19 protein-coding genes are annotated in these 21,567 nt (G+C 65.9%); 6 read left to right on the forward strand and 13 right to left on the reverse strand.

Features of this window, described 5'->3' with window-relative positions; all coding sequences use genetic code 11:
- Window positions 1-68: 68 nt before the first annotated feature.
- The 4 genes from Mal64_RS11540 to Mal64_RS11555 form a co-directional block, all read right to left on the reverse strand.
- Entirely contained in the window at window positions 69-1,697 is a 1,629-nt protein-coding gene (locus Mal64_RS11540; protein WP_146400251.1) for a glycosyltransferase family 4 protein, read from the reverse strand.
- A gap of 548 nt (window positions 1,698-2,245) precedes the next feature.
- The gene (locus Mal64_RS11545) at window positions 2,246-2,833 is read right to left on the reverse strand and encodes a WcaF family extracellular polysaccharide biosynthesis acetyltransferase (RefSeq protein ID WP_146400253.1); all 588 of its coding nucleotides are present in this window, start codon (window positions 2,831-2,833) and stop codon (window positions 2,246-2,248) included.
- A gap of 212 nt (window positions 2,834-3,045) precedes the next feature.
- Window positions 3,046-3,444: a heavy-metal-associated domain-containing protein gene (locus Mal64_RS11550; RefSeq protein WP_146400255.1), complete on the reverse strand. Its 399-nt coding sequence runs from the start codon at window positions 3,442-3,444 to the stop codon at window positions 3,046-3,048.
- A 44-nt stretch (window positions 3,445-3,488) separates the two neighbouring features.
- The gene (locus tag Mal64_RS11555) at window positions 3,489-4,064 is read right to left on the reverse strand and encodes a hypothetical protein (protein WP_146400258.1); all 576 of its coding nucleotides are present in this window, start codon (window positions 4,062-4,064) and stop codon (window positions 3,489-3,491) included.
- Between the two features lie 302 nt (window positions 4,065-4,366).
- On the opposite strand from Mal64_RS11555, the gene Mal64_RS11560 reads away from it, so the two are divergent.
- The 6 genes from Mal64_RS11560 (at window position 4,367) to Mal64_RS11585 (ending at window position 10,815) form a co-directional block, all read left to right on the forward strand.
- A complete protein-coding gene (locus Mal64_RS11560; RefSeq protein ID WP_146400260.1) occupies window positions 4,367-5,200 on the forward strand; it encodes a hypothetical protein in 834 nt (277 codons plus the stop codon).
- Between the two features lie 252 nt (window positions 5,201-5,452).
- Window positions 5,453-6,229, forward strand: a complete 777-nt coding sequence (locus tag Mal64_RS11565) for an FHA domain-containing protein (protein ID WP_146400262.1) — start codon at window positions 5,453-5,455, stop codon at window positions 6,227-6,229.
- A gap of 130 nt (window positions 6,230-6,359) precedes the next feature.
- On the forward strand, window positions 6,360-8,447 hold the full coding sequence (locus tag Mal64_RS11570; protein WP_146400264.1) for a serine/threonine-protein kinase: 2,088 nt from the start codon (window positions 6,360-6,362) through the stop codon (window positions 8,445-8,447).
- A gap of 84 nt (window positions 8,448-8,531) precedes the next feature.
- Entirely contained in the window at window positions 8,532-9,506 is a 975-nt protein-coding gene (locus tag Mal64_RS11575; RefSeq protein WP_146400266.1) for a hypothetical protein, read from the forward strand.
- Window positions 9,507-9,676: 170 nt separating this feature from the next.
- A complete protein-coding gene (locus Mal64_RS11580) occupies window positions 9,677-10,336 on the forward strand; it encodes an RNA polymerase sigma factor (RefSeq protein WP_146400268.1) in 660 nt (219 codons plus the stop codon).
- An 83-nt stretch (window positions 10,337-10,419) separates the two neighbouring features.
- Window positions 10,420-10,815 carry a hypothetical protein gene (locus tag Mal64_RS11585; protein ID WP_146400270.1) on the forward strand — a complete coding sequence of 132 codons (396 nt, stop codon included), beginning with the start codon at window positions 10,420-10,422 and terminating at the stop codon, window positions 10,813-10,815.
- 129 nt (window positions 10,816-10,944) lie between these two features.
- Here Mal64_RS11585 and Mal64_RS11590 read toward each other — a convergent pair whose 3' ends face one another.
- From Mal64_RS11590 to nrfD, 9 genes are all read right to left on the reverse strand, one after another.
- Window positions 10,945-11,286 carry a cytochrome C oxidase subunit IV family protein gene (locus Mal64_RS11590; protein ID WP_146400272.1) on the reverse strand — a complete coding sequence of 114 codons (342 nt, stop codon included), beginning with the start codon at window positions 11,284-11,286 and terminating at the stop codon, window positions 10,945-10,947.
- 81 nt (window positions 11,287-11,367) lie between these two features.
- Window positions 11,368-12,513, reverse strand: coding sequence for a cytochrome c oxidase subunit 3 (locus tag Mal64_RS11595; protein WP_231993684.1), 1,146 nt, complete (start codon window positions 12,511-12,513; stop codon window positions 11,368-11,370).
- Between the two features lie 131 nt (window positions 12,514-12,644).
- A complete protein-coding gene (locus Mal64_RS11600) occupies window positions 12,645-14,447 on the reverse strand; it encodes a cytochrome c oxidase subunit I (protein WP_146400273.1) in 1,803 nt (600 codons plus the stop codon).
- A gap of 72 nt (window positions 14,448-14,519) precedes the next feature.
- Window positions 14,520-15,641, reverse strand: a complete 1,122-nt coding sequence (gene coxB / locus Mal64_RS11605; protein ID WP_146400275.1) for a cytochrome c oxidase subunit II — start codon at window positions 15,639-15,641, stop codon at window positions 14,520-14,522.
- A 39-nt stretch (window positions 15,642-15,680) separates the two neighbouring features.
- A complete protein-coding gene (locus Mal64_RS11610) occupies window positions 15,681-16,571 on the reverse strand; it encodes an SCO family protein (protein WP_146400277.1) in 891 nt (296 codons plus the stop codon).
- An 89-nt stretch (window positions 16,572-16,660) separates the two neighbouring features.
- Window positions 16,661-17,011 carry a hypothetical protein gene (locus tag Mal64_RS11615; RefSeq protein ID WP_146400279.1) on the reverse strand — a complete coding sequence of 117 codons (351 nt, stop codon included), beginning with the start codon at window positions 17,009-17,011 and terminating at the stop codon, window positions 16,661-16,663.
- A 68-nt stretch (window positions 17,012-17,079) separates the two neighbouring features.
- The gene (locus tag Mal64_RS11620) at window positions 17,080-18,330 is read right to left on the reverse strand and encodes a quinol:cytochrome C oxidoreductase (protein ID WP_146400281.1); all 1,251 of its coding nucleotides are present in this window, start codon (window positions 18,328-18,330) and stop codon (window positions 17,080-17,082) included.
- Window positions 18,331-18,446: 116 nt separating this feature from the next.
- Complete coding sequence (locus Mal64_RS11625) at window positions 18,447-19,937, reverse strand: quinol:electron acceptor oxidoreductase subunit ActD (RefSeq protein WP_146400283.1); 1,491 nt, start codon at window positions 19,935-19,937, stop codon at window positions 18,447-18,449.
- 91 nt (window positions 19,938-20,028) lie between these two features.
- Window positions 20,029-21,435 (reverse strand): NrfD/PsrC family molybdoenzyme membrane anchor subunit, encoded by a 1,407-nt coding sequence (nrfD, locus tag Mal64_RS11630; protein WP_146400285.1) that lies wholly within the window; start codon window positions 21,433-21,435, stop codon window positions 20,029-20,031.
- Window positions 21,436-21,567 lie beyond the last annotated feature (132 nt).

Genomic DNA, 21,567 nt, shown 5'->3' on the forward strand with positions numbered 1-21,567 from the left:
TTGAAGGATGGCGGCAGACCCACCCCGGGGCGGGCGCCGCGGGCCTGGCGGCCTCGTGAAGAGGGGGCTTAGCTGGTCGATTCGAGCGTCGGGGCCGGCGGGGAGAGTGGGCCTGTCTTCGCATGATGCGGCCCCGCAGGGTCCGTCCCCTTCGGGGGGGCGGCGCCGGTCGGCGCGACGATCGTTTCGGCTTCGGATCGCTGCTTCTTCTCCAAAGCGATGCGATCGCGCAGCTCGCGGATGCGGTCTTCGATCGGCTCGAGGTAGTCGAGCGTCTCGGCGGTTTGGTTGAGCGTCGAGCGGCCGGGGTCGTCGCAGTTGCCGATCACCTCGAGGCGACCGATCACCGCCCCGTCGATCCGCAGGGGGTGGGCGGTGTGCCAAGTCTCGCTCTTGGGAGGCAGCTTGGCGGCGGCCTTCCAGCTGGCGTAAAACGACTCGTTGAGCCCCGGCAAGTGCAGCGTGATCCGCAAGCGGAGCAGCCGATGGTCTTCGGCCGACTCGACCAGCGCGTCCCACATCTCTTCCCAAGCGTGCGAGCCTTGCAGGCGGATCCGCTGGCGGCGGCCGGCGCCGTGGGCGTCGGTCGTGCGGCTGAGCCCCACGCCCGAAAGATCGACCCGGTCGCGGAGCAACGCGAACTCGTTGTGGCCAAACGTCTTGGTCGACACCAGGAAGGCGATCACGCCGAGCACCGTGAAGATGGCGATCAGCTCGTTCTTCCACAGCACCGAGAGGACCGCGCTGAGGCACGTGGTGGCGCAGACCAACGCGATGAACAGCGCCGCCTGAGGCACGCTCCAGCCGCGGTCCAGCAGCGAGTGGTGCAGGTGGCCGCGGTCGGGGTCGAAGATGCTGCGGCCCGTGAGCCGGCGCCGCATGATCGCCGCGGCCGAGTCGAGCACCGGGATCGACCACACGGCCAACGGGATGGCCATCGCGACGAACGCGGGGGTCTTGGCGTGGGTCATCACGGCGACGGCGCCCACCAACAGGCCGATCACCATGCTGCCCGCGTCGCCCAAATAGATCGACGCCGGGGCGAAGTTGTGCCGCAAGAAACCGAGCAACGCGCCGGCCAGGGCGAGCATCAGCACCGCCTCGGCGAAGTGGTCGTACAACCCGTTGATTGCGGCCAGCGTGAGGCAGATAACCACGCCGACGCTCGAGGCAAGGCCGTCGATGCCGTCGAGCAGATTGATCGCGTTGGTCGAACCGACGAGCCAAAAGATCGTGACCGGGATCGCGACCCAGCCCAACTGGTACGATTGGCCGAACGCCCCGAAGCGATCGATCCGCATGCCGAGGTAGACCAGCAGGCCGCAGATCACGAGTTGGGCGAGCAGCTTGTAGCGGCCCTTCATGCCGACCGCGTCGTCGTAAAGGCCGAGGATGAGTGTCGAGATAGCGGCCACGCCGAGGCCGGCGAGCAACCGCGGGTCGTCGTTGCGGAAGACGAGCGGCAAGATCGAGTCGGCCACCAGGTAAGCCAAGGTGGCCGCCGCCGCCATCGCCGCAAACACCGCCACGCCGCCGCCCAAGGCGACCGGCTTGGCCTGCACCTTCCTCCCCCCGGGCCGATCGACAAACCCAACCCGCGCCGCGATGCGACAGACCACGGGCGTGACCAGGTAAGCGACGACGGTCGCCGTCACGAACGCGATGACGTAAGTGACGGCTCGGAATTCGGAGAACATCAACACGCGGGGCGACTCACTGCGGTTGGGGTGTCGGAGTGGCTGATCGTGACAGTGTGAAGTCAGTCGGAAGGCCTAGGACGCAAACCGGGCGCCAATGCCGTTGCACGGTGCGGTGCGTGGCGGCCCCGGCGGCGTTTCCTCCGCAGCGCCGAGTCCCCGTTGGGCCTACAAAACTAGGGCTAAGGTCCGGTCGTCGTTACGACCCGAACCGCCCTCGGAGCGTAGCGGGTTCCGTCCGCCTGCCGCGTCGCATCATTTCGACGCTCTGAGCCGTGTAATGATCACCCGCGATTGGTGAAAAAACGCCAATTCGGCCAGACTCGTTGCGCAAGTCGTTTCTTGGCAGGAGCTTACACACGCCGCCCAAGCCTAGCCGCATTATTCAGGAGAGCCTGGCAGGCGTCAACGAAGCGGGCCACGGGCGAGGGAAGACCGCATTCACGGCGCCAGGTCGACCGGGCGCTCGCCGCCACGGGGCGAGTGGGCGTGGTGTGGCGTCGCGGCAACGCTTGTGGCGTTTTTGCGACACGGCCCCACCCCATGGTTCATTGGGGCGGCTGACGGTCGCGGAGCACCTGGGCCGGGTTGCCGCCGACGATCTTGCCCGGCTCGACCGACTTGGTGACGACGCTGCCACCGGCCACCAGGGCGTTGGCGCCCACCACGACGCCCGGCAGCAGCAGGCTGCTGGCCGCCACCCACGCGCCGTTCTCGATCACGATGGCGCCAGGTGTCAGGTCGAAGGTGCGTGTGCGGTGGTCGTGGCTGCCGGTGCAGAGGTAGACGTCCTGCGACACGCAGACATGATCACCGAGGCGGATGTCCTCGATATTGTCGAACCAGCTCCCCTGGCCGATCCAGCAGTGGTCGCCAAACGCTAACCGCCACGGGTACTTGATCCGCAAGTGCGGCTTGATCACCACCCCCTTACCGATCCGTGCGCCGAACCACCGCAGGATCACCCGCTTGGGGGCGATCGGCAGGAACCAGCCGCTCTCGAATAGCAGCAGGCTCGTGTACCACCACAAGACCCGGCGCAGCTTGCCCCCGCCCGGGTCGTAGTCGCCGGTGGTGAACGAAGCGAGATCGACCCACGGCTTGCTCGGGTTCTCGGTTGCGGGGCTGTCGGCCATCGGCCCTATCGGAGCAAAGAAATCGAACCGCAGCCGCCGACGGGGGGTCGGCGGTTGGCCCCGGGTGGTGAATCCGAACCGCCGACTCCCGTCGACGGCTGAGGGGCCTCTGCTGTAAGGCTAAGTCGACGAGCGCGGCCACGCCACACCCGCGGCATCAGGTTGACTGCCCGCGGGGTTCGGTTGTGACGGTTCTGCCGACGCCGGGGCGCTCAGTAAGTGAGTATGCCGCGCGTGCGGCTAGCTGCCTCGATCGCCTCGATCGTCTTCGGCGTCAATTCCTGGTCTTCGTAGCGGAGTTTCAGCGGCTTCTGCTCGCCCGCCACCACGGCCTTCCAGAGGGCGAGGACCGGCGTCGGCTTGCCCGGCTTCGGCGTGAGCGTGACGACGAAGCGCTTGTGCTCGAGGTCGGTCTTCACGCGCTTGACGCCCGGCACGGCGTAGAGCTTGCGGGCGACCTTCTTGGCGCAGGTGGCGCAGTGCAGCTCCTCGAGCGACAACTCCACCACGCCTGGCGGCAAAGGCTTCGGGGCCGCCTCGGTGGTTTCTACCGCAAGGGCCGGAGCGGACAACAGCAGGGCGATTCCAAGAGACAAAACGAGGGGACGCATGGCGGCCTCCGTGCAAGAATGAATGAGATACCGAGTGGAAGAAATCACTCGCGGATAAAGAGCCCGTTGGCTTCGACAACAAGCAGGTCGCCGGCCAACAGCTGCGCCTCGCCGCGCACCACGACCGTGTCGCCCGCCTTGAGGCCCAGCAGCTCGCGCGCGCCGATGGCGATCTGCTTGCCCTGCGCGTCGGAGAAGTTCACGGCCGCCACGGCGCTTGCTTGGTTAGCCGCCTCGCGGGCGCAGAACGGGCAATCGGCCAAGTGGTCGGGGTCGCCGGCGTCGTGCTCGTCGAATTCCATCGCCGTGGCGGGATCGACCAGGAAGAACGCCGCCTGGTTCTCACGCCATGGGAAGTCAGGCTCCAGCTTGCCCCACGGGTTCGGTATGCCGCCCACCTTGCCGACCAACACAACTTGGCTGGCGGTCTCGCCGTCGCCCTCCTCGAGCGTCTCGCGGTAATCGAGCGGCGAGAGTGCGTCGGCGGGCTCCTCGGCCAGCATCAGCCGCTCGCGCTCGGCCGCCACCCGCTTTGGATCGGGAGGCGCCGGCCCTTGGGAGCAGCCGATCAGAAAGCCTGCGGCGGCAAGGAACGCTAGCAATCGGCGGGGGTGGGGCATGGATGGCTAACGGAGTCGTGGGTGGGTGTGCTTACGGTCTTCCCATTATCGGCCCCGGGGCCGGATAGCGTCCATGGTGAATGCGTTCCTCGTCCACTTAAGAAGTGGCGTAAGTCGTTGCGTGTGCGAGCGTTGCAGGCGCCGGCGGGTTGGCGACGGATTGGAGACTGGGATGAAATTTTATTTCAACACACGCCACAAGATCGCCCCGGGCGGGGCGAATTCCTCACTAGGAGGCCCGAATCCTTCGGCCGACGGGCCTCAAGCCAACCACCCAACCTTTCGTTCTACGAGGCATTCGCATGTTCCGTCTTTTCAAAAGAACCGTCGTCACCACGCTGGCCGTCGGCTTGGTCGCCGGCCTGACCTTTGGCACAGACACCTTCAGCTACCTGAAGACCTCCTACAACCGGCTCACCAGCAGCGTGTCGGACAGTGTGCCTGTCGAGTTCCAGATCGACCGCGCCCGTCAGATGGTCCACGATCTGGCCCCCGAAGTGCGGCGTTCGATGCACGTGATCGCCAAGGAAGAGATCGAGCTCGACAAGCTCCGCAACCAGATCGCCAAGGCCGAGACCCAGGCCCAAGAGAGCAAGGAGCAGATCATGCGTCTGCAGTCGGACCTCGGCTCGGGGCAAGACGTGTTCCGCTACGCCGGCCGCAGCTACAGCCGCAACGAAGTGAAGCACGACCTGACGCAGCGTTTCTCGCGGCACAAGGTGGCCGACGACACGCTCGCCCACCTCTGCTCGATGCGAGACGCCCGCGCGGCCAATCTCGAGGCGGCCCAGAAGAAGCTCGCCGCGATGATGAGCGCCCAGAAGCGTCTGGAGACCGACATCACGAACCTCGAGACGCAGCGCAAGCTGGTCGAGGTTGCCCAGGCGTCGAGCGACGTGTTGCTCGACGACAGCCAACTGGCGCGGGCCAAGGACCTGATCGTCGACATCCGCACGCGGCTCGATGTGGCTGCCAAGCTGGCCAACGCCGACAGCCACTACCTGGGCGAGATCCCGCTCGACGAGCCGACCGACGAAGACGTGTCGGACCAAGTGGCCGCTTACTTCGGCGGCGAGTCGGCAAAAGCCGCCAAGCCGCAAGCCGAGCTGGCCTCGGTCGGCATTCAGCTCGACTGATGGCGCAGGGCTTTGCCCCTGTAGGGACCGCCCTCCGTGGCGGTCCCGCCCCGGGCACACGGTTCGTACTCGAAACCAACTGGCAAGGTCTGGAACGCCACGGAGGGCGTTCCCTACAGATTCGAGTTCCCTACAGGTTCAAGGCGTGGCCGAGTCCTCGCCGAGCCGAAATCGTGCGGAACCGGGGCCGGGGGTATCGCGACCAAGCTTCCAACGCGCAAGAATTCGGCGCTCCGCCTGCGAACGGATACCATGGAAGACTCGACCCCCCCGGCCCTCGCCCGCCACTCAACTGCCAGGCGTCGCTTTGGCCTCACCACCGGCCGCTGGGCGGCGCCGATCGGCTCGCTTTCTCAGACCCCTACGGCCTATTACGGAGATCGACCCGTGGCCGGCCGCGACGCATTCAGCACCCCGGAAACCGCCGACCGGCGCATGGTGTGGGTCGACGCCGTGGGAGGTTTTCTCCTTTGCCTCGGCGACGAGGTCGCCATCGGCCAGCCGGACGGCGGGGACAAGGGAGCTGCCGAGCCGACGGTTGGCGTGCTCGCCGGGCTGTCGCGTCGCCACGCGGTGATCACCCGCCAAGGGGGCGTTCACGTCCTCGACCCGCTGGGCCCCGTGGCCCTCGATGGCCGGCCGCTCAGCGGCCCCACGGTGCTGCCCACCACGGCGATGCTCAAGCTCGGCGACCGCGTGGAGATGCGTTTCAGCAGGCCGCACGCCTTGAGCGCCACCGCCCGGCTCGAAATGCTCAGCGGCCACCGCACGTCGCCCGCCTGCGACGCGATCGTGCTGATGGCCGAGAGCTGCGTGCTGGGGCCTAAGGAAACTAGCCACATCCGCTGCCCCGGTTGGTCGGGCGAGGCGATCCTCACTCGCAGCGGCGGCGAGATCAGCTGCCGTGCGAACGTCCCCCTGGCTGTCAGCGGCGTGCGGGCGACCGGCCCGGTGCGGGCGGCGCCCGGAGCGCGGATTGAGGGGCAAGATTTCTCGTTCAGTGTCGAATTGGCGGTAGAGAGCGGGTGAAGTAGTACCCGCAAAGGCTTGGATAATTCGATTACCCCCGCGCAATAGGATGCCCAGCCCTCCGCCGCCCCCCTGGTGGGGGCCCCGACGCGGAGCCCCGTAGCCAGTTAACATAGAACAACCGCCCGCCATGTTGGCCACACTCCGCAAGAAAGCCGAGTTGATGAAACCGAGCCCCCCCGCCACGCCCGACGACCCCCCCGGCGCCGACGCCGCGGTGGGTCGCTCCGTCGACGGGGCCGGCTCGGGGCCGACCGGCCGGTTCCTCTACGCCAGCGGCGCCCGCCCGCTCGAGGGCTACACCATCAAACGCGGCGTCGGCCGCGGCGGCTTCGGCGAGGTCTATTTCGCCCAGAGCGACGCCGGTAAAGAGGTCGCGCTCAAGCTGATCCGTCGCAACCTCGACGTCGAGCTCCGCGGCGTGCGGCACTGCCTGAACCTCAAGCACCCCAACCTGGTGTCGCTCTACGACATCCGAACCGACTCGTCTGGCGACGAATGGGTCGTGATGGAGTACGTCTCGGGTGAGTCGCTCGAGCAGCTGCTCGACCGCTATCCCCACGGCCTGCCCGTGGAGCAGGCCGTCGCCTGGATGCGCTCGATCGCCCGCGGCGTCGCCTACCTGCACGACAGCGGCATCGTGCACCGCGACCTGAAGCCGGGCAACCTGTTCCTCGACAAGTCGAACTTGGCCGAGGACCCGCTGCCGGGCGTGGTGAAGCTGGGCGATTACGGCCTGTCGAAGTTCATCTCGTGCAGCCGCCGCAGCGGCCAGACCGAGAGCGTCGGCACGGTCCACTACATGGCGCCGGAGATCGCCAACGGCCGCTACGGCCAGGAGATCGACACCTACGCCCTGGGCGTGATCTTCTACGAGATGCTCACCGGCAGTGTGCCGTTCGAGGGCGAAAGCGTTGGCGAGGTGCTGATGAAGCACCTCACGGCCGAGCCCGACTTGGGCAAGCTCGCCGAGCCGTTCCGCACGATCGTTAGCAAGGCGCTCGCCAAGGACCCCACGCAGCGGTTTGGCAGCGTGGGAGAGTTGATCGCCATGCTGCCCGGCTCGGCGCCGGCCGCAGCAGCCGCGCCCGAGCCAATGGTTCCGCTCACCCCGTCCGCCGCTGACGACGACGGCGTGTGGCGCCCGGTCAGCACCCCGCCGCATGTGCCGCAGCCCTCGCAGCTCGAGCCCGAGCCGCTGTGGCAAGGGATCAAGGACCTCAGCCACGGCGTCTCGCAAGGATGGCGTGACTGGGGGGCGCCGCCATTGGCCAAGGCGATACTGCTGCTCACGGCGATGACTTTTGCCGTCCTCTCGTCGGGGGCGTGGCTGATGGCGCTCGTGCCGATCGTGCCGCTCTACGCGATCTACTACATGGTGTGGGACACGTTCATCCGCCGCCGCGGGCCCGTGGCGCCGCCCAAGCCAACGGCCGCCGCCACCCAATCCTCCCCCCCCACGGTCCAACTCAACGCCGAGCAGCGCCGCGTGCGACGCACCCGCACGCACTGGCGAGTGTTGGCCCGCAAGCAGCTCGCTGAGCGCAGCGCCTGGACCGCGTCGCGTGAGCTGGTCGGCTCGATGCTCGTCGCCGCGACCATCTGCGGCATTGCGGCGTCGACGGCCGCTGCGACGATGGCCGAGGCGTACCGCGCCGACCCCATCGCGCTCGGCCTGTGGCTCGGCGTCACGGCGACGCTCGCCAGCTGGGGAGTGCTCGCCGTGAACGCCTACGCCGAGACCCGCTTCGAGGACCACGCCCCGGTGCGTGGCATGCTCGCGGTCGTGGGCGCCGGCGTGGGGCTGGCGGCCTGGGCGCTCGGCGGCGTGCTCATGCAGGGCGCCCCGCTCGACGATGGCTGGGCCATCGAGTTCTTCGACAGCTTAATCGGCCACACCAACTTGAAGTGGGGCGACGACCTCAACGAGCCGGGCGACCAGCAATTGGTCTCACCCCCGGCGGTCGTGTCCGCCGTTTACTTCGCCGCATTGATGTTCGCCTGCCGCTGGCAGCGGCTGGCAAACTTCACACGACGCAAGCGGATCGCCTTCTGGCCGATCGTCGGTTGCTTGGCGTGGGCGTGGGGCCTGCACCTGTTCGCTTGGTACCCGCAGCCCGCGGCGCTGATTATCGCCGCCACGGCGGCCTTAGCGATCCAGGCCTCGAGCCATTGGTTGCCGCCGAGCAAGCGGACCGAGCTGGCCCGCGGCGTTTGAGCCTGCGGAGATTCCATCAGGGAGAAGAGGGTCATGGCGCCGTTTACTTCACAACTCATCTTTGCCACAGGGCCGACGTTCTCAGTGAGGCTTTTCATTGTCATCGCGTTTGTGCTGTTCTTGCTCTTCTTCCTATCGGGTCAATTCACCCCAAGCCGCATGAAGCAGATGTTCAAATCTCTGCTGTTCTTTGCGGCTGCGTGCGTTTTAGTGGGTGGGATGTTATTGGGGGCCGGTTTTTTCTGGCGTTTGGCGGCAGACGGCGTGGCCCAAACTCCGCCGCACTTCGCGACGCCCGACTACCCGGTCCCCGTCGACCCGCAGCTCCTGACGGTGAGCAGAGACCACGCCCCTGCGAGCGAGACAACCGCCGAGGCGGATGTTGAGCCGAGCGCCCAAGACGTGTGGCGCGCCGCCCGCTGGATCGGCCAGCAGATGGGCAGGAACGATTGGTCGGCCGAGCAGACCATCAAAGAGATCATCGCCCAAGTCAACGAGGCGCAGCAGCGGGCCGAGGCGCTCGCAGCGAGTGTGGAGGCCCCTGAAGCGGCCACGGCTTTCGCCTCGGACGCGCCGACCGAAACCGCAACCCCGCCGGAGCCCCCGGACCCGGTCGAAGCCTGGCTGAACACGCCCGGCGAAAGTTCCGAAGTCCGCTTGCGCGACGTCGTCCAGGTCGGCCCCTTCGCCACCCGCACCGAGTGCGACGAGGCGACCAACCAGCAACTCGTCGAGATCGCTCGGCGGTACGCCTCCGATCGCATCGGAAAGATCCCGGCCAACGAGCCTTTCCCGGCGCCCACCCACGAGCTTCGCGAGCGACTCGTGCGCGACAGCAGCCTGAGCACGCACGACACTTCGGTAGGCAAGATGCTCGGCCTCGCCACCCTCGTCGAGATCGACGCGACGGACGGCGAGTGGGTGATCGATCAGTGGGACGGCTGGCGCCGCCAGCGCGGCGTGCGAATCGTGGCCGGCACGACGATGGGCGTGATCGGCTTGCTGTTCGCTTCGCTCGCCGTACTGAAAGCAGGAGAGAAGCGAGCTAAAAGCAATTAGCTTTAAGCGGTTCGCGGTTCGCAAAGACGACGATGGCTCCGCCATCGCTAAATCTTCGCTAACAGCCAACGGCTAATGGCTAACAGCTTTCCAAGCGTTCCACCCGCCCCGGTCGTCGTTTATACTCGGCACGTTCACACAGCCGCACACGCCTCTCCACCAAACGCCCCATGCCCCACGCCCTCAACCCCGACGCACTGATCGTCGAGGAAATCCGCGGCGGCGATCACGCCGTGCGGCAGGAGGCGTGGGGACGGCTCATCGGCGAGTACGAGGGGCGGCTGCTGGCGTTCGTGGAGAGCCGCCTGCGCAACCGCGCGGCGAGCGAGGACGTGGTCCAAGAGACCTTCATCGGCTTCCTCAACAGTTTGCCGAACTACGATGTTCGCCGCCCGCTGGAGAGCTGGCTCTTCTCGATCGCGGCGCACAAGCTGACCGACTCGATGCGTCGCGAAGGCCGCCGGCCCGCGGTGCCGCTGAGCTCGACCGCCAACTCGAGCGGCGGCGCCTGGGAGCCCCCCGGCTCGGCGCGCGGCGCGAGCACCATCGCCCGCAGCGGCGAACGACGCTGCCTCGAAGAGGAGGCCCTGGCCGACGCCCTCGTCGAGATCTTGGGCCGCTGGCGGTCGAAGGACGACTGGCAAAAGGTGCAATGCATGGAGCTGCTGTTCGTCCGCGGCGTGTCGAACAAAGAGGTGGCCGATTGCCTGGGACTCACCGAGCAGCAGGTGGCCAATTTCAAATTCGACTTCCTGGCGGGCGTCAAAAAGCTCGTCCGCAAGCAAGGGCTCAACGAGGACGTGTTCCCCGAGTTGGGCGAAGACCCCTGACCGTTTATTTAGCCCCCGGTCAGTGACCGGGGGCTAAATAAACGGTGCCCGGGGGCAAAATCACCCGCAAGGTTTTTAACCACATGTTCTCCGACGCCGAACTCCAAGCCTATCTCGACGAAGCCGCCGCGCCGGACCGGATGGCGGCGATCGAGGAGTCGGCGCGCAAGGACGAGAAGGTCTGCGCCAGGCTCGCCGGGCTGGTGGGCCAACGCGACGCGGGACTCCACTCGTTGGGCGAGGTGTGGCGACGCCGGAGGCTGACCTGCCCCTCGCGTGAGCAGCTCGGCAGTCACCTGATGGGCGTTCTGGACGAGGCGTACGCCGGGTACGTGGCGTTCCACCTCGAGGTGATCGAGTGCCGCTGCTGCCTGGCCAACCTCGAAGACCTGCGCCGACTGCACGCCGCCGACGAGTCGGAGCCGGCCGAGACGCGGCGGAAGAAATTCTTCCAATCGAGCGTCGGGCGGATTTCTTAGGCCCCTCCCAAAAATCCTCCCTCCCCCTTGGGGAGAGGGCCGGGGTGGGGGCGTGCGTCGGGTACCCGCTCCAACTTCATCCAGCCCCCCCTCGAAAAACGAGGGAGGGAGCTTATCGAGAAAGTGCTCTTAGAGCGGCGGCGCTTCGGCCTGCTTGTCGTAGATCAGTTCGCGGATCTGCGGCTGGTACTCGTTGCTGTCGAGCAACGCCATGCCGATGAACAGCGCCATAAACAGCACGGCGCTCAGGAGCAGCAGGCTGTTGAACAACTTGTCGTGCAGCAGGTGCATGAAAATAAGCGCCACCAAGAGCGCTTTCACCGTGGCGATGCCGAGCGTGACCGGCATGTCCCAGGAGCCCAGGTCGACCATCGCCATCGCGCAGGTGAGGATCGTGAGCGCCACGAGCGCCACAAACGTGGCGACGAGCATGGCGGGGCTGGTGATGTGGTGATGGTGTGCGGCGGACATACGAGCGGTCAGCGGTCAGCGGTCAGCGGTCAGCAATGAAGCAAACAGCTGAAGGCTGAATGCTGAGTGCGGAACGCCTTCCTAGTGAATCAGGTACAAGAGCGGGAACAGGTAGATCCACACCAGGTCGACGATGTGCCAATACAGGCCGACGTACTCGACCGGGCCGTAGTACGAGGGGCCGAATTCGCCCGCCGCGCTGCGGCAGACGATCCAGGTGATGGCGATCATGCCGGCGATGATGTGCAGGGCGTGCACCCCGGTCATCACGAAGTAGATGCTGAAAAAGTTGCCGGCCGTGACGCCCTGCATAAGGGCGGGGGCGGCGGGCGAAACAACACCGGTCGCGACGTCGGAAACAGGGCCCTCGAGCGCGCCCGCTCCGCTGGAGTCGCCGTGCTCGGCAGTCTCCCCCTGGGCAGCGGCCTGGGCGTCGCCCAGCGGGTCGATCTCGCCGGGCGACCCGGTCGAATGCCCCACGTTGTCGAGCACTTCCGCGGCGTGCCCCTGTTCGGCGAGCCCTTCTTGCGAGTGGGCGGCGGCGTGCCCTCCGCCGTGCGTGGGCGCCTCGGTAGCGAGCGGCGTCATCGCCTTGGCGAGCACGATGCCCGCCCCCATGCTGAACAGGCTCACCCCGATCGAGGTGAGCAGCCAGCCGCGGACCGGTTTGCTGTGGATCCACAGGTAACCGACCACGGCGATCAAGGCGCCGAAGCCGAACGACGTGAAGGTGAGCGTCGGCAGCAGGTCGTGGAAGTAGTGCCCGCCGTGGGCGCCTTCGACGTGCGAATAGTCACCGGCCCAGTAGATGCCCTCGTCCCACTTGTGGGTGTACTCGACGGTCTTCACGCCCATGAAGAGCGCCGCGCAACCGAGCGTGAAGACGTGCGTCGCGATCAGCGTCTTCTGATCGCCCCGCATCACGGCCCGCACGCCCCAGGCGATCGCCAGGCTGCTCGCCAACAGCACGATCGTGTTCACGGCGCCGAGCGTGGTGTTCAGGTGGTGGTGCGCGTCAACGAACACCTCGGGGTGGTTGTAGCGGTACACCGTGTAGGCGGCGAACAACCCGGCGAAGAACAGCACTTCCTGGGCAAGGAACAGCCACATGCCGAGCTTGCCGGCCTGGAACTGCTGCTCCATGTCCTCGAAGTGGTGCGCTTGGGACGGGTGGTGCTCGTGCTCGTCGTGAGCGTCGTGCGCGGGTTCGAGAGTGGCGGTCGACATCGCTTGACTCGTAAGGTTCAACCGAGGCGGGCTCGGGAAGAATAACCGTCACCCAATCTCGCTAGCAACCAGCCGGGGCTGGTCGCGGGGCGTCGGGCAGAGACGGGGGATTACAGGTTGGTTGGTTTCTCTCAGGCTTCGGAAGGCTCGGACTCGGCGCCGGCCGGCACCTCGCCTCGCGCCAGGTCGGGCAGCACCTCGACGTAGCCCTCGATCTCCGGGTCGTACACAAAGTCGTCGTACACGTACGGGTCGCCGACCCACGGCGTGGTCTCAAAGTTGTGGTGCGTGGGCGGCGAGCAGGCCTTCCACTCCAGCGTGCCGGACCCCCACGGGTTGGCCGGCGCCTTCTTGCCCGCCAGGAGCGAGTGGATCAGCACCCCCAGGCAGAGGAACAGCCCGCAGCCCAAGACCACGAAGCCGGTCGTCGACATCTGGTGCAGCGACTGGAACTCGGGCTCGTAGCCGGCGTAGCGACGCGGCATGCCTTGCGTGCCGAGGATGAACTGCGGGAAGAACGTCAGGTTGAACCCGACGAACACCAGCAGGCAGGCGATCGAGGCGAAGAACTCGTTGTACATCTTGCCGAACATCTTCGGCCACCAGTAGTGCAGACCGGCGAGGAAGGCGATCAGCGTGCCGCCCATCATCACGTAGTGGAAGTGGGCCACCACGAAGTAGGTGTCGTGCAGGTGAACGTCGACCGACAAGGCGCCGAGGAACAGGCCCGTCAGGCCGCCGATCGTGAACAGGAACAAGAAAGACAACGCGTAGAGCATCGGCGTCTTCAGCACGATCGAGCCCTTGTACATCGTCGCGGTCCAGTTGAAGACCTTGATCGCCGACGGGATCGAGACGCTGAACGTCAGGGCGCTGAAGATCACCGCGGCCATCGGGCTCTCGGTGCTCGTGAACATGTGGTGGCCCCACACCAAGAAGCCCAACAGGGCGATCGCCACCGAGCTGTACGCGATGAACATGTAGCCGAAGATGTGCTTGCGGCAGAAGACCGGGATCACCTCGCTGATGATCGCCATGCCGGGCAGGATCATGATGTACACGGCCGGGTGCGAGTAGAACCAGAAGAAGTGCTGGTACAGCACCGGGTCGCCGCCCCGGGACGGGTCGAACACACCGATGCCGAGCGTCCGCTCGGCGATGAGCAGCAGCAGCGTGATCGCCAGCACCGGCGTGGCGAGGATCTGGATGATCGCCGTGGAGTAGATGCCCCACAGGAACAGCGGCATCTTGAACCAGGTCATCCCCTTCGGGCGCATCGTGTTGACGGTCACGACGAAGTTCAGGCCCGTGAAGATCGAGCTGAAGCCCAGGATGAACACGCCCATGGTGGCGGCGATCACCGCCGTGTTCGTGCTCGTGCTGTAGGGCGTGTAGAACGTCCACCCGGTGTCGAGCCCTGTGGTGAACAACGCGCCGACAAAGAACAACGCCCCAAAGCACCACAGGTAGAAGCTGCAGAGGTTCATCCGCGGGAAGGCGACGTCCTTCGCCCCCAGCATCATCGGCAGGAAGATGTTGCCCAAAGCCCCCGGGATGCTGGGGATAATGAACAAGAACGTCATGATGGCGCCGTGCAGCGTGAACGCCTGGTTGTAGCCGTCTTGGGCGCGCGTGACCGGGTCCTCGCCGTCGTTGGCGAGGAAGCCGAGCAGGTTCGGCTGGCCGTCCCACAGCTCCATGCGCACGAAGCCGGCCATGATCCCGCCGAGCAGGAAGGCCGTCATGATGCCGACCAAGTACATCACGCCGATCCGCTTGTGGTCGAGCGTGAAGGCCCACGACTTGACGACGTCCCAGATCGACTCGGCGCCCGGCGTGGTCAAGTAGCTGGGCCCCTGCGGCACCGGGACTCGGCGGCTGGGGTCGTTGTGGATGGTTTCGAGCAGCGTGTGCTCGCGAGATTGGGAGATCATGGCGGCGTCCTCAAAGGGACCGGTCGATACGCTGTGGTTGGTTGGTTCTGGCGTCTGCGGCGGCGGGCACGATCAGACGTCGGTTGCGGCGGCTTCGCCGTCGGTCGGAGCTTCGCCCTCTCCGCCTTCTTCGCCCTCGGCGGGCAGGTCGGGCCAAGCGTCGGGAGCTTGCTCGCCGCTAAGGCTCTTGATGTACCAGATGATCGCGTCGATCTCGCGCTCCTTCAGCTGGCCTTGGTAGCTCGGCATCACCGGCTTGAAGCCGGCCCGCACCTTGGCGTTCGGGTTGAGGATCGACTCGCGGATGTAGTTCTCGTCGACCGTGACCGACTCGCCCGAGACGAGCGGCTCTTCCGTGCCGTAGATGCCCTTCCAGGTAGGCCCGGCCTTGGTCGAGCCGTCGATCGAGTGGCACGCGGCGCAGCCACGCTCCTTGTAGAGTCGCTCGCCGGCGACCGCGGGCGGTGTCTTGTCGATCCAGTTCGAGGCCTCGACGAGCCAATCCTGGAACGTGCCCGACTCGTGGACGATCACCTTCGCCAGCATCGACGAGTGCTGCTGGCCGCAGTACTCGGTGCAGAACAGGTCGAAGCCGCCCATGTCCTCGCCGCCCGAGCCGTCGTCGGTCGGCGCCATCTTGTTGGCCGTGAACCACACCTTGCTGTACCTGCCCGGCACGACGTCCATCTTCACGCGGAACGCCGGGATGAACACGCTGTGGATCACGTCGTCCGAGGTCATCACGAGCTTCACGGGCTCGTCGATCGGCACGTGCAGGTTCGCGTCGATGTAGCCGTTCGGGTAAACGAACGACCAGTTCCACTTCTTGCCGATAACCTGCACCTCGTAGGCGCTGTCGGGCGGCGTGCGGAGGTTCATGTAACCCCAGTAGCCAGCGCCGAAAATCCACATGACGATGAACAACGGGATGATCGACCAAGTGGCCTCGAGCGCGTTGTTGTGGTGGGCCGTGTGCTCGGCGCTGTGCCCCGGGCGCGCGTAATAGCGCGCCGTGAACACGACCATCATCGCGACAATCAGCACGAAGAAGAACACGCAGATCCAAAGGATCGCGTTGAACAAGAAATCGACATCGCCGGCGTTCTCTGAGGCCGCCTCGCGGAACCAGAACCCAGCTAGGGGGAGGGCCGTCGCGGTCAGGCTGTTGGCGCTGTTGAGCAAGTTTTCGATCATCGCTTAGGTCCGGGCGGTGGCGCCGGGGAGGGAGTCGGTCTAACGGTCATCGCCGGCGGCGGGGGCTTGGGCCTCGGTCTCATCGGTCGGCGTGGCGGCCGCGTCGTGCGGGGCCGGGTGAGCCTGGGCGCGTTTGAGCCAGTAGGGCGTGAGCCCCACGACCAACGCGAACACGGTCATCGCGGCGCCGGCGCTCATGATGCGCTTGGCCACCGGCCCGTACCGGCCCTTCGTCTCGTCGTAGTGGAAGCAGAACAAGATCAGCCGGTCGAGCGGCGAGCCGACGCGGCCGTCGGCCGCCTCGACCAGCGAGAGCCGCACGGTCTGAGGGTCGTACATCACGCCGTAGAGGTAACGCGACACCACGCCGTCGGGCGTGACGACGATCTCGACCGCCGTGTGCGAGTACTCTTTGGTTTCGGGGATGTACTTGTAGCGGAAGCCGACCGCGTCGGCCAAAGCCCTGATGTTCTTCTGACGACCGGTGAGGAATCGCCAGCCGGCGCCCGCGCCGGGGCGGCCGTAGCGATTGAGGTATTTCTGTTCGGTCTGCTTCGCGCGGAGCGTGGTCTCAAGCGGGTCGACGCTCACGCTGACCACGTCGAACTCCTGCCCAGCGGTCCACTCCATCTCGCTGAGCGTGTCGACCAGGGCGTTGAGCTGCACTCCACAGAGCATCGGGCAGTCGGAGTAGTTGAGCGACAGCAGCACCGGCCGCTCGCCGCCGAACACGTCGCGGAGCGAGACGTTCTTGCCGTTCTCGTCGCGGAACATCAGGTCGAGGGGCAATTGGTCGCCCGACTTGTCGTCGACCCCCACGCCCTGCATCTCGTCGGGGAGATCCTCGATCAACTGCGCGCGAACCGGCAACGCAACACACGCCGCAAGGGCGAGCATGGCGAGGGTCGGGATGATTCGCGAGTGGGACATCATGGGGATTCAAAATGGCGGAGGCCGAAGCCTTCGGCGCCAGTCAGGTGGATCGGGCGGCGTTGGTCGCAGCGCCGTTGGTCAATATCTCATTCGACGCTGAGTTGGCTTTGCATCTCTTGGACGACGATCGTCTTGGCCCGATCGATCGGCATGCGGTACGGCTTGCCGTCGGCCTCGGGCGGGGCGTACTTGTTGAGCAGCCCGCGTTGGGTGTCGATCACTCGATCGGCCTCGATGTACTGCGCGCCGACGACCCGTTCCTCTTCGAACGCGTCGGCGGCCTCGTTGAACAGGGCGATCGCCAGCAGGACCACGGCCAGCGTGACGAACACCGACACAAGGCCCCAGACGGCGATCTTCACCGAGTTGATGTCGTCGGCCTCGACGCCGGTCTCCGTGACGCGCGGGTCGCCGATCACGTTCGCGTGGTCGCTCATGCGGGCTTGGATCGTTGGGGGTTGTTGGTTTCTACGTCGCGAGGCCCCTACAGGGACTCTAGCGCCGACTAGTGGTTGTGGTAGGTCAGGGCGATCGGCATGCGCGGGTCTTGCAGCGGCAGCAGGTTCTTGCCCGCCGCGCCCCACAGGGCCGCGGCCTTGAACAGCAGCGCCATGCCGACGACGCAGCCGATCTCCATCCAGGGCGCCGGCAGGCAGGTGGGGTCCACCGACCGGCCGAGCTGGGCCTGCGGCATGATGATGTAGAACTGGTCGACCCAGTGCATCACCAGCATCCAAACGGCCCAGGCGCCGATCCACTTGCGGTTGCGCCGCACGGCGGACGACATCGTTCCGAGGAACGGGATGAACAAGTGCCCGAACAGCAGCAGCAGCGACCAGTTGAGCCACATGCCCTGCTGACGCACGTCGTACCACATCGTCTCTTCGGGGATCGCCGCGTACCAGATCAGCATGTACTGACTGAACGCGATGTAGCCCCAGAAGAAGATGAACGCGAACATCAATTTGCCGAGGTCGTGGTACTGCTCGGTCGTGATCGACTGCGTGAGCACGCCGTTGTCTTGCAGGCGGTTCGACAGGTAGATCGCGAACGCCAGGAACGCGCCGAACGAACCGGAGAAGAAGTAGACGCCGAACATCGTGCTGAACCAGTGCGGCTCGAGCGACATCAGCCAGTCGAACGCGGTGAAGTTGAGCGTCAACGCGAGCAGCAGCATGCAGGGCCCGCTCCAGAGCTGCATCCGCTTGGCGGACTTCAGCGGCTCGGTCGTGTCTTGCTTGAGCGACAACCCCTTGAAGATCCGCACCATCACCAGCCAGATGGCGAAGTACGCCACGGTGCGGATGGTGAACCACATCGGCGAGAGGTAGTCGGCCTTGCCCGAAAGGATCGGGTCGGACTCGACCAACAGGCGGTCGACCCAGGGGTAGAGATCGGTGTGGCCGGTGTTGACCAGGACCAGGATCGGCAAGAAGCCGATGGCGCCCAGCCAGATGGTGCCGGCCGTGAGTTCGGCGAGGCGGCGGATCGGCGTGCCCCAGCGGCCGCCCGTGAGGTGGTGGGCGATCACGAAGAACAGGCCGCCCAGGCCGATCGACGTGCAGTAAACCACCGCCAGCAAGTAGGCGTGCCAGAAACGGGCCCGCATCACTTCGTCGCCGGCCAAGCCGATGAAGGCCATCACGGCGAGGATCACCAAACCGATCCCTAGCGGCAGCACCGCCCGGCCGGCAAGGCCCGCTTCGGCCTTGCGGATTTCGGTGATCGGCTCGTTGACAACGCTGTGAGCGGACATAAGCGTGGGTCGTTAGTTGCTAGGCGCTGGTTGCTTGGCGCTAGTTAGTAATTGAAAACTTCGCTGCGGCTGCGGGGTGACTAGCGACGAGCGGCTAGCGACCGGCAACCCCTCAATCAATTCACGTTGCTAAGGGCTTCGAGCTCTTCGGGCGGCAGGTCGTCGGCCGAGGCCTCCCAGGCCCGTTGCAAAGCCCGCACGTAGAGCACGATCGCCCAACGGTCCTCGACCGTGATGTGCTCCTTGTAGCCCGGCATCTTGCGGATGCCGTTGCCGATTGTGTGGAAAATCTTGCCGTCCGGCTGCTCGATCACCGGCTGGGTGTGCAGATCGGTCGGCGGGAGCCAGGTGCCCTGTTTGAGCGACATCGCCCGCTGCGACACGAGCCCGTCGCCGCTGCCGGCCAGGCCGTGGCAAGCGGCGCAGTGGATCTCGAAACGCTGCTGGCCACGATCGATGAACGAATTCAGGTCGAACTTACCGCCGATGTGCTTTTTGATCTGGGCGAACGGGATCTCGTTGGTCCAATCGGGCTCGGGCGGTTCGGGCGGCAGGCCCGCTCCCGGGGCGGCGTTGGCGGCGTCTTGGTCGGCGTCCGTGTCCTGGTCCGCCTCAGCAGGATCGGCCTCTGCTGGCTCGGAGCCGGAGTCGCCCGCCGGGGCGTCGGCCTCGGGCTGCGCGAAGCTGGCCAGCTGGGCCCTCACCCGGCCGGGGCTGTTGGCGGTGTAATTCTCCATCGACTCAACGCCGTAGAAGTACTGCAAGTCGCTCTTGAGGGCGCCGCGGGCCACGGTGCCGGGAACGGCGACACGCATCGCGCGGCCGTCGGCGAACAGCGATCGCGAGGCCGGCTGCTGCGGCTTGTACTTGGCCTGCGCCTCCATGTCGTGGAAGAACGACACGCGGGGCAGGGTGGTCGTGCTGCTCGAGGTGGCCCACAGCCACAGCGGCGGGATCAACGCCAGCGACATCGCCACGGCGCCCACCATGAAGATCGGCGCCGGCACGCCGTGGCCGGTCGCCTCTTCCTCGATCGCCTCGACGCCCACGGCGCCGATCGACTTGAGGTAGGCCTCGGTCTCGGCCTGGGCGTACTTCGGGTCCTCGGCCTCGACCATCAAGAAGAAGCCGTCGGTCGTGGCGTCGCGGAACCGCTCGCTGCGGAACAGCGGGTTGGAGAGCTTCGGCAGGCCGTTGATGATCAGCATGCCGAAGAACGCGGCGAACGCGCTCGACAGGATGATCAGCTCGAACGTGACCGGCATGAAGGCCGGGATGCTGAACGACGGCTTGCCGCTGATCGTGTAGTCGTAACCGCTGAGCCACCACGGGCCCTCGATGCCGTTCGTGTAGAGCTGCATGCAGAGGCCGATCGTGCCGCCCGTCATGCCGATCACCAGCACGATCCACGGCAGGATCGACTTCTTGGCCTTGAGCGCCTCGTCGATGCCGATGATGGCGAACGGGGCGAACGCCTCGACCTTGCGGTAGCCGGCGTCGGTGGCCTGCTCCGCCGCCTTGATGAGCGCCGCCGCGCTGCCGTACTCGGCCAACAGGCCGAGGGTGCGCGGTTCGGGCGACGGGTCGTGGTGATTCGTTGTGCTCATTGCGTAGCTACTAGTCGTAAGCTGTAAGCGGTTGGCAGTTTGGTTATCAAGCTGCGAGTGTCGTATAGCACGCGGCCCCAGGGGCCAACCGTTAGTGGCCGAAGTCTTCTTTGCCGTCGACGTGGGCCATCACCTGCTTGACCTCGGCCATCGCCACGATCGGCAGGAAGCGGCAGAACAAGAGGAACAGCGTGAAGAACAGCCCGAAGCTGCCGATGAACATGCCGATGTCGATCCAGGTCGGGGTGAACTTGCCCCAGCTGCCTGGCAGGAAGTCGCGGTCGAGCGACAGGATGATCACGAACCGCTCGAACCACATGCCGATGTTCACGAAGATCGAGATGATGAAAATGATGATCGGCGACCGGCGGATGAAACCGAACCAGAACAACTGCGGCGAGATCACGTTGCAGGTGACCATCGTCCAGTAGGCCCACCAGTTCGGACCGAACGCGCGGTTCATGAAGCAGAACTGCTCGTAGGGGTTGCCGCCGTACCAGGCGACGAAGAACTCGGTGAGGTAGGCGAAGCCGACCATCGAGCCGGTGGCGATGATGATCTTGCACATGCAATCGATGTGACGCATCGTCACGATGTCCTTGAGCCCGAACCACTCGCGGGCCGGGATCATCAGCGTCAGCACCATGCCGAACCCGCTGAACACGGCGCCCGCCACGAAGTAAGGCGGGAAGATCGTGGTGTGCCAACCGGGCAGCTGGCTCACGGCGAAGTCGAACGACACGATCGTGTGGACCGACAGCACGAGCGGCGTGGCCAGGGCGGCCAGCAAGGCGTAGGCCTTCTCGTAAACGCGCCACTGGGTCGCCGAGCCGACCCAGCCGAGCGACAGCAGCCCGTAGGCGAAACGACGGATCGGGTGGATCGCGCGGTCGCGGAGCGTCGCCAGGTCGGGGATCATGCCCATGTACCAGAACAGCAGCGACACCGTGGCGTAGGTGCCGACGGCGAACACGTCCCACAGCAGCGGGCTGCGGAACTGGCTCCACATGTAGAGCCGCGTGTCCGGGTAGGGGAACAGCCAGTAGGCGAACCAGACGCGGCCGACGTGGATGCCGGGGAACGTGCCCGCGCACACCACCGCGAAGATGGTCATCGCCTCGGCGAAGCGGTTGATGCTGGTGCGCCAGTGCTGGCGGAACAGGAACAAGATCGCGGAGATCAGCGTGCCGGCGTGGCCGATGCCGACCCAGAACACGAAGTTGACGATCGGCCAGCCCCAGAAGACGGGGTTGTTGTTGCCCCACACGCCGACGCCCGTGATGATCAGGTATCCGATCAGCGCGCCGAACATGCCGGCCACGTTGGCCGCGATGAAGAAGGCGATGAACCACGCGATCGGCGGACGGGGGTTCTCGGCGATCCGACAGATCTTGTCGGTGACCGAGCGGTAGTCGTTGTCGCCCTCGATCCACGGCGGGTCGACCCACGCTTCGGGAACGGCGCCTACGGTGTTCGGGGCTAGGTCGGCGGAGGCCATACTGGCAATGCTTCGTGTGTTTGGTTTGCTAGGCCGGCCATTGGATCAAACAACCAATGACCAATCTCAATGACCAACAACAACGGATGCCCCGCCCCTATTGGTCACGGGGGCATGGCCGTTGGTCATTCT

The sequence above is a fragment of the Pseudobythopirellula maris genome (assembly GCF_007859945.1).
GTDB classification, from domain to species: domain Bacteria; phylum Planctomycetota; class Planctomycetia; order Pirellulales; family Lacipirellulaceae; genus Pseudobythopirellula; species Pseudobythopirellula maris.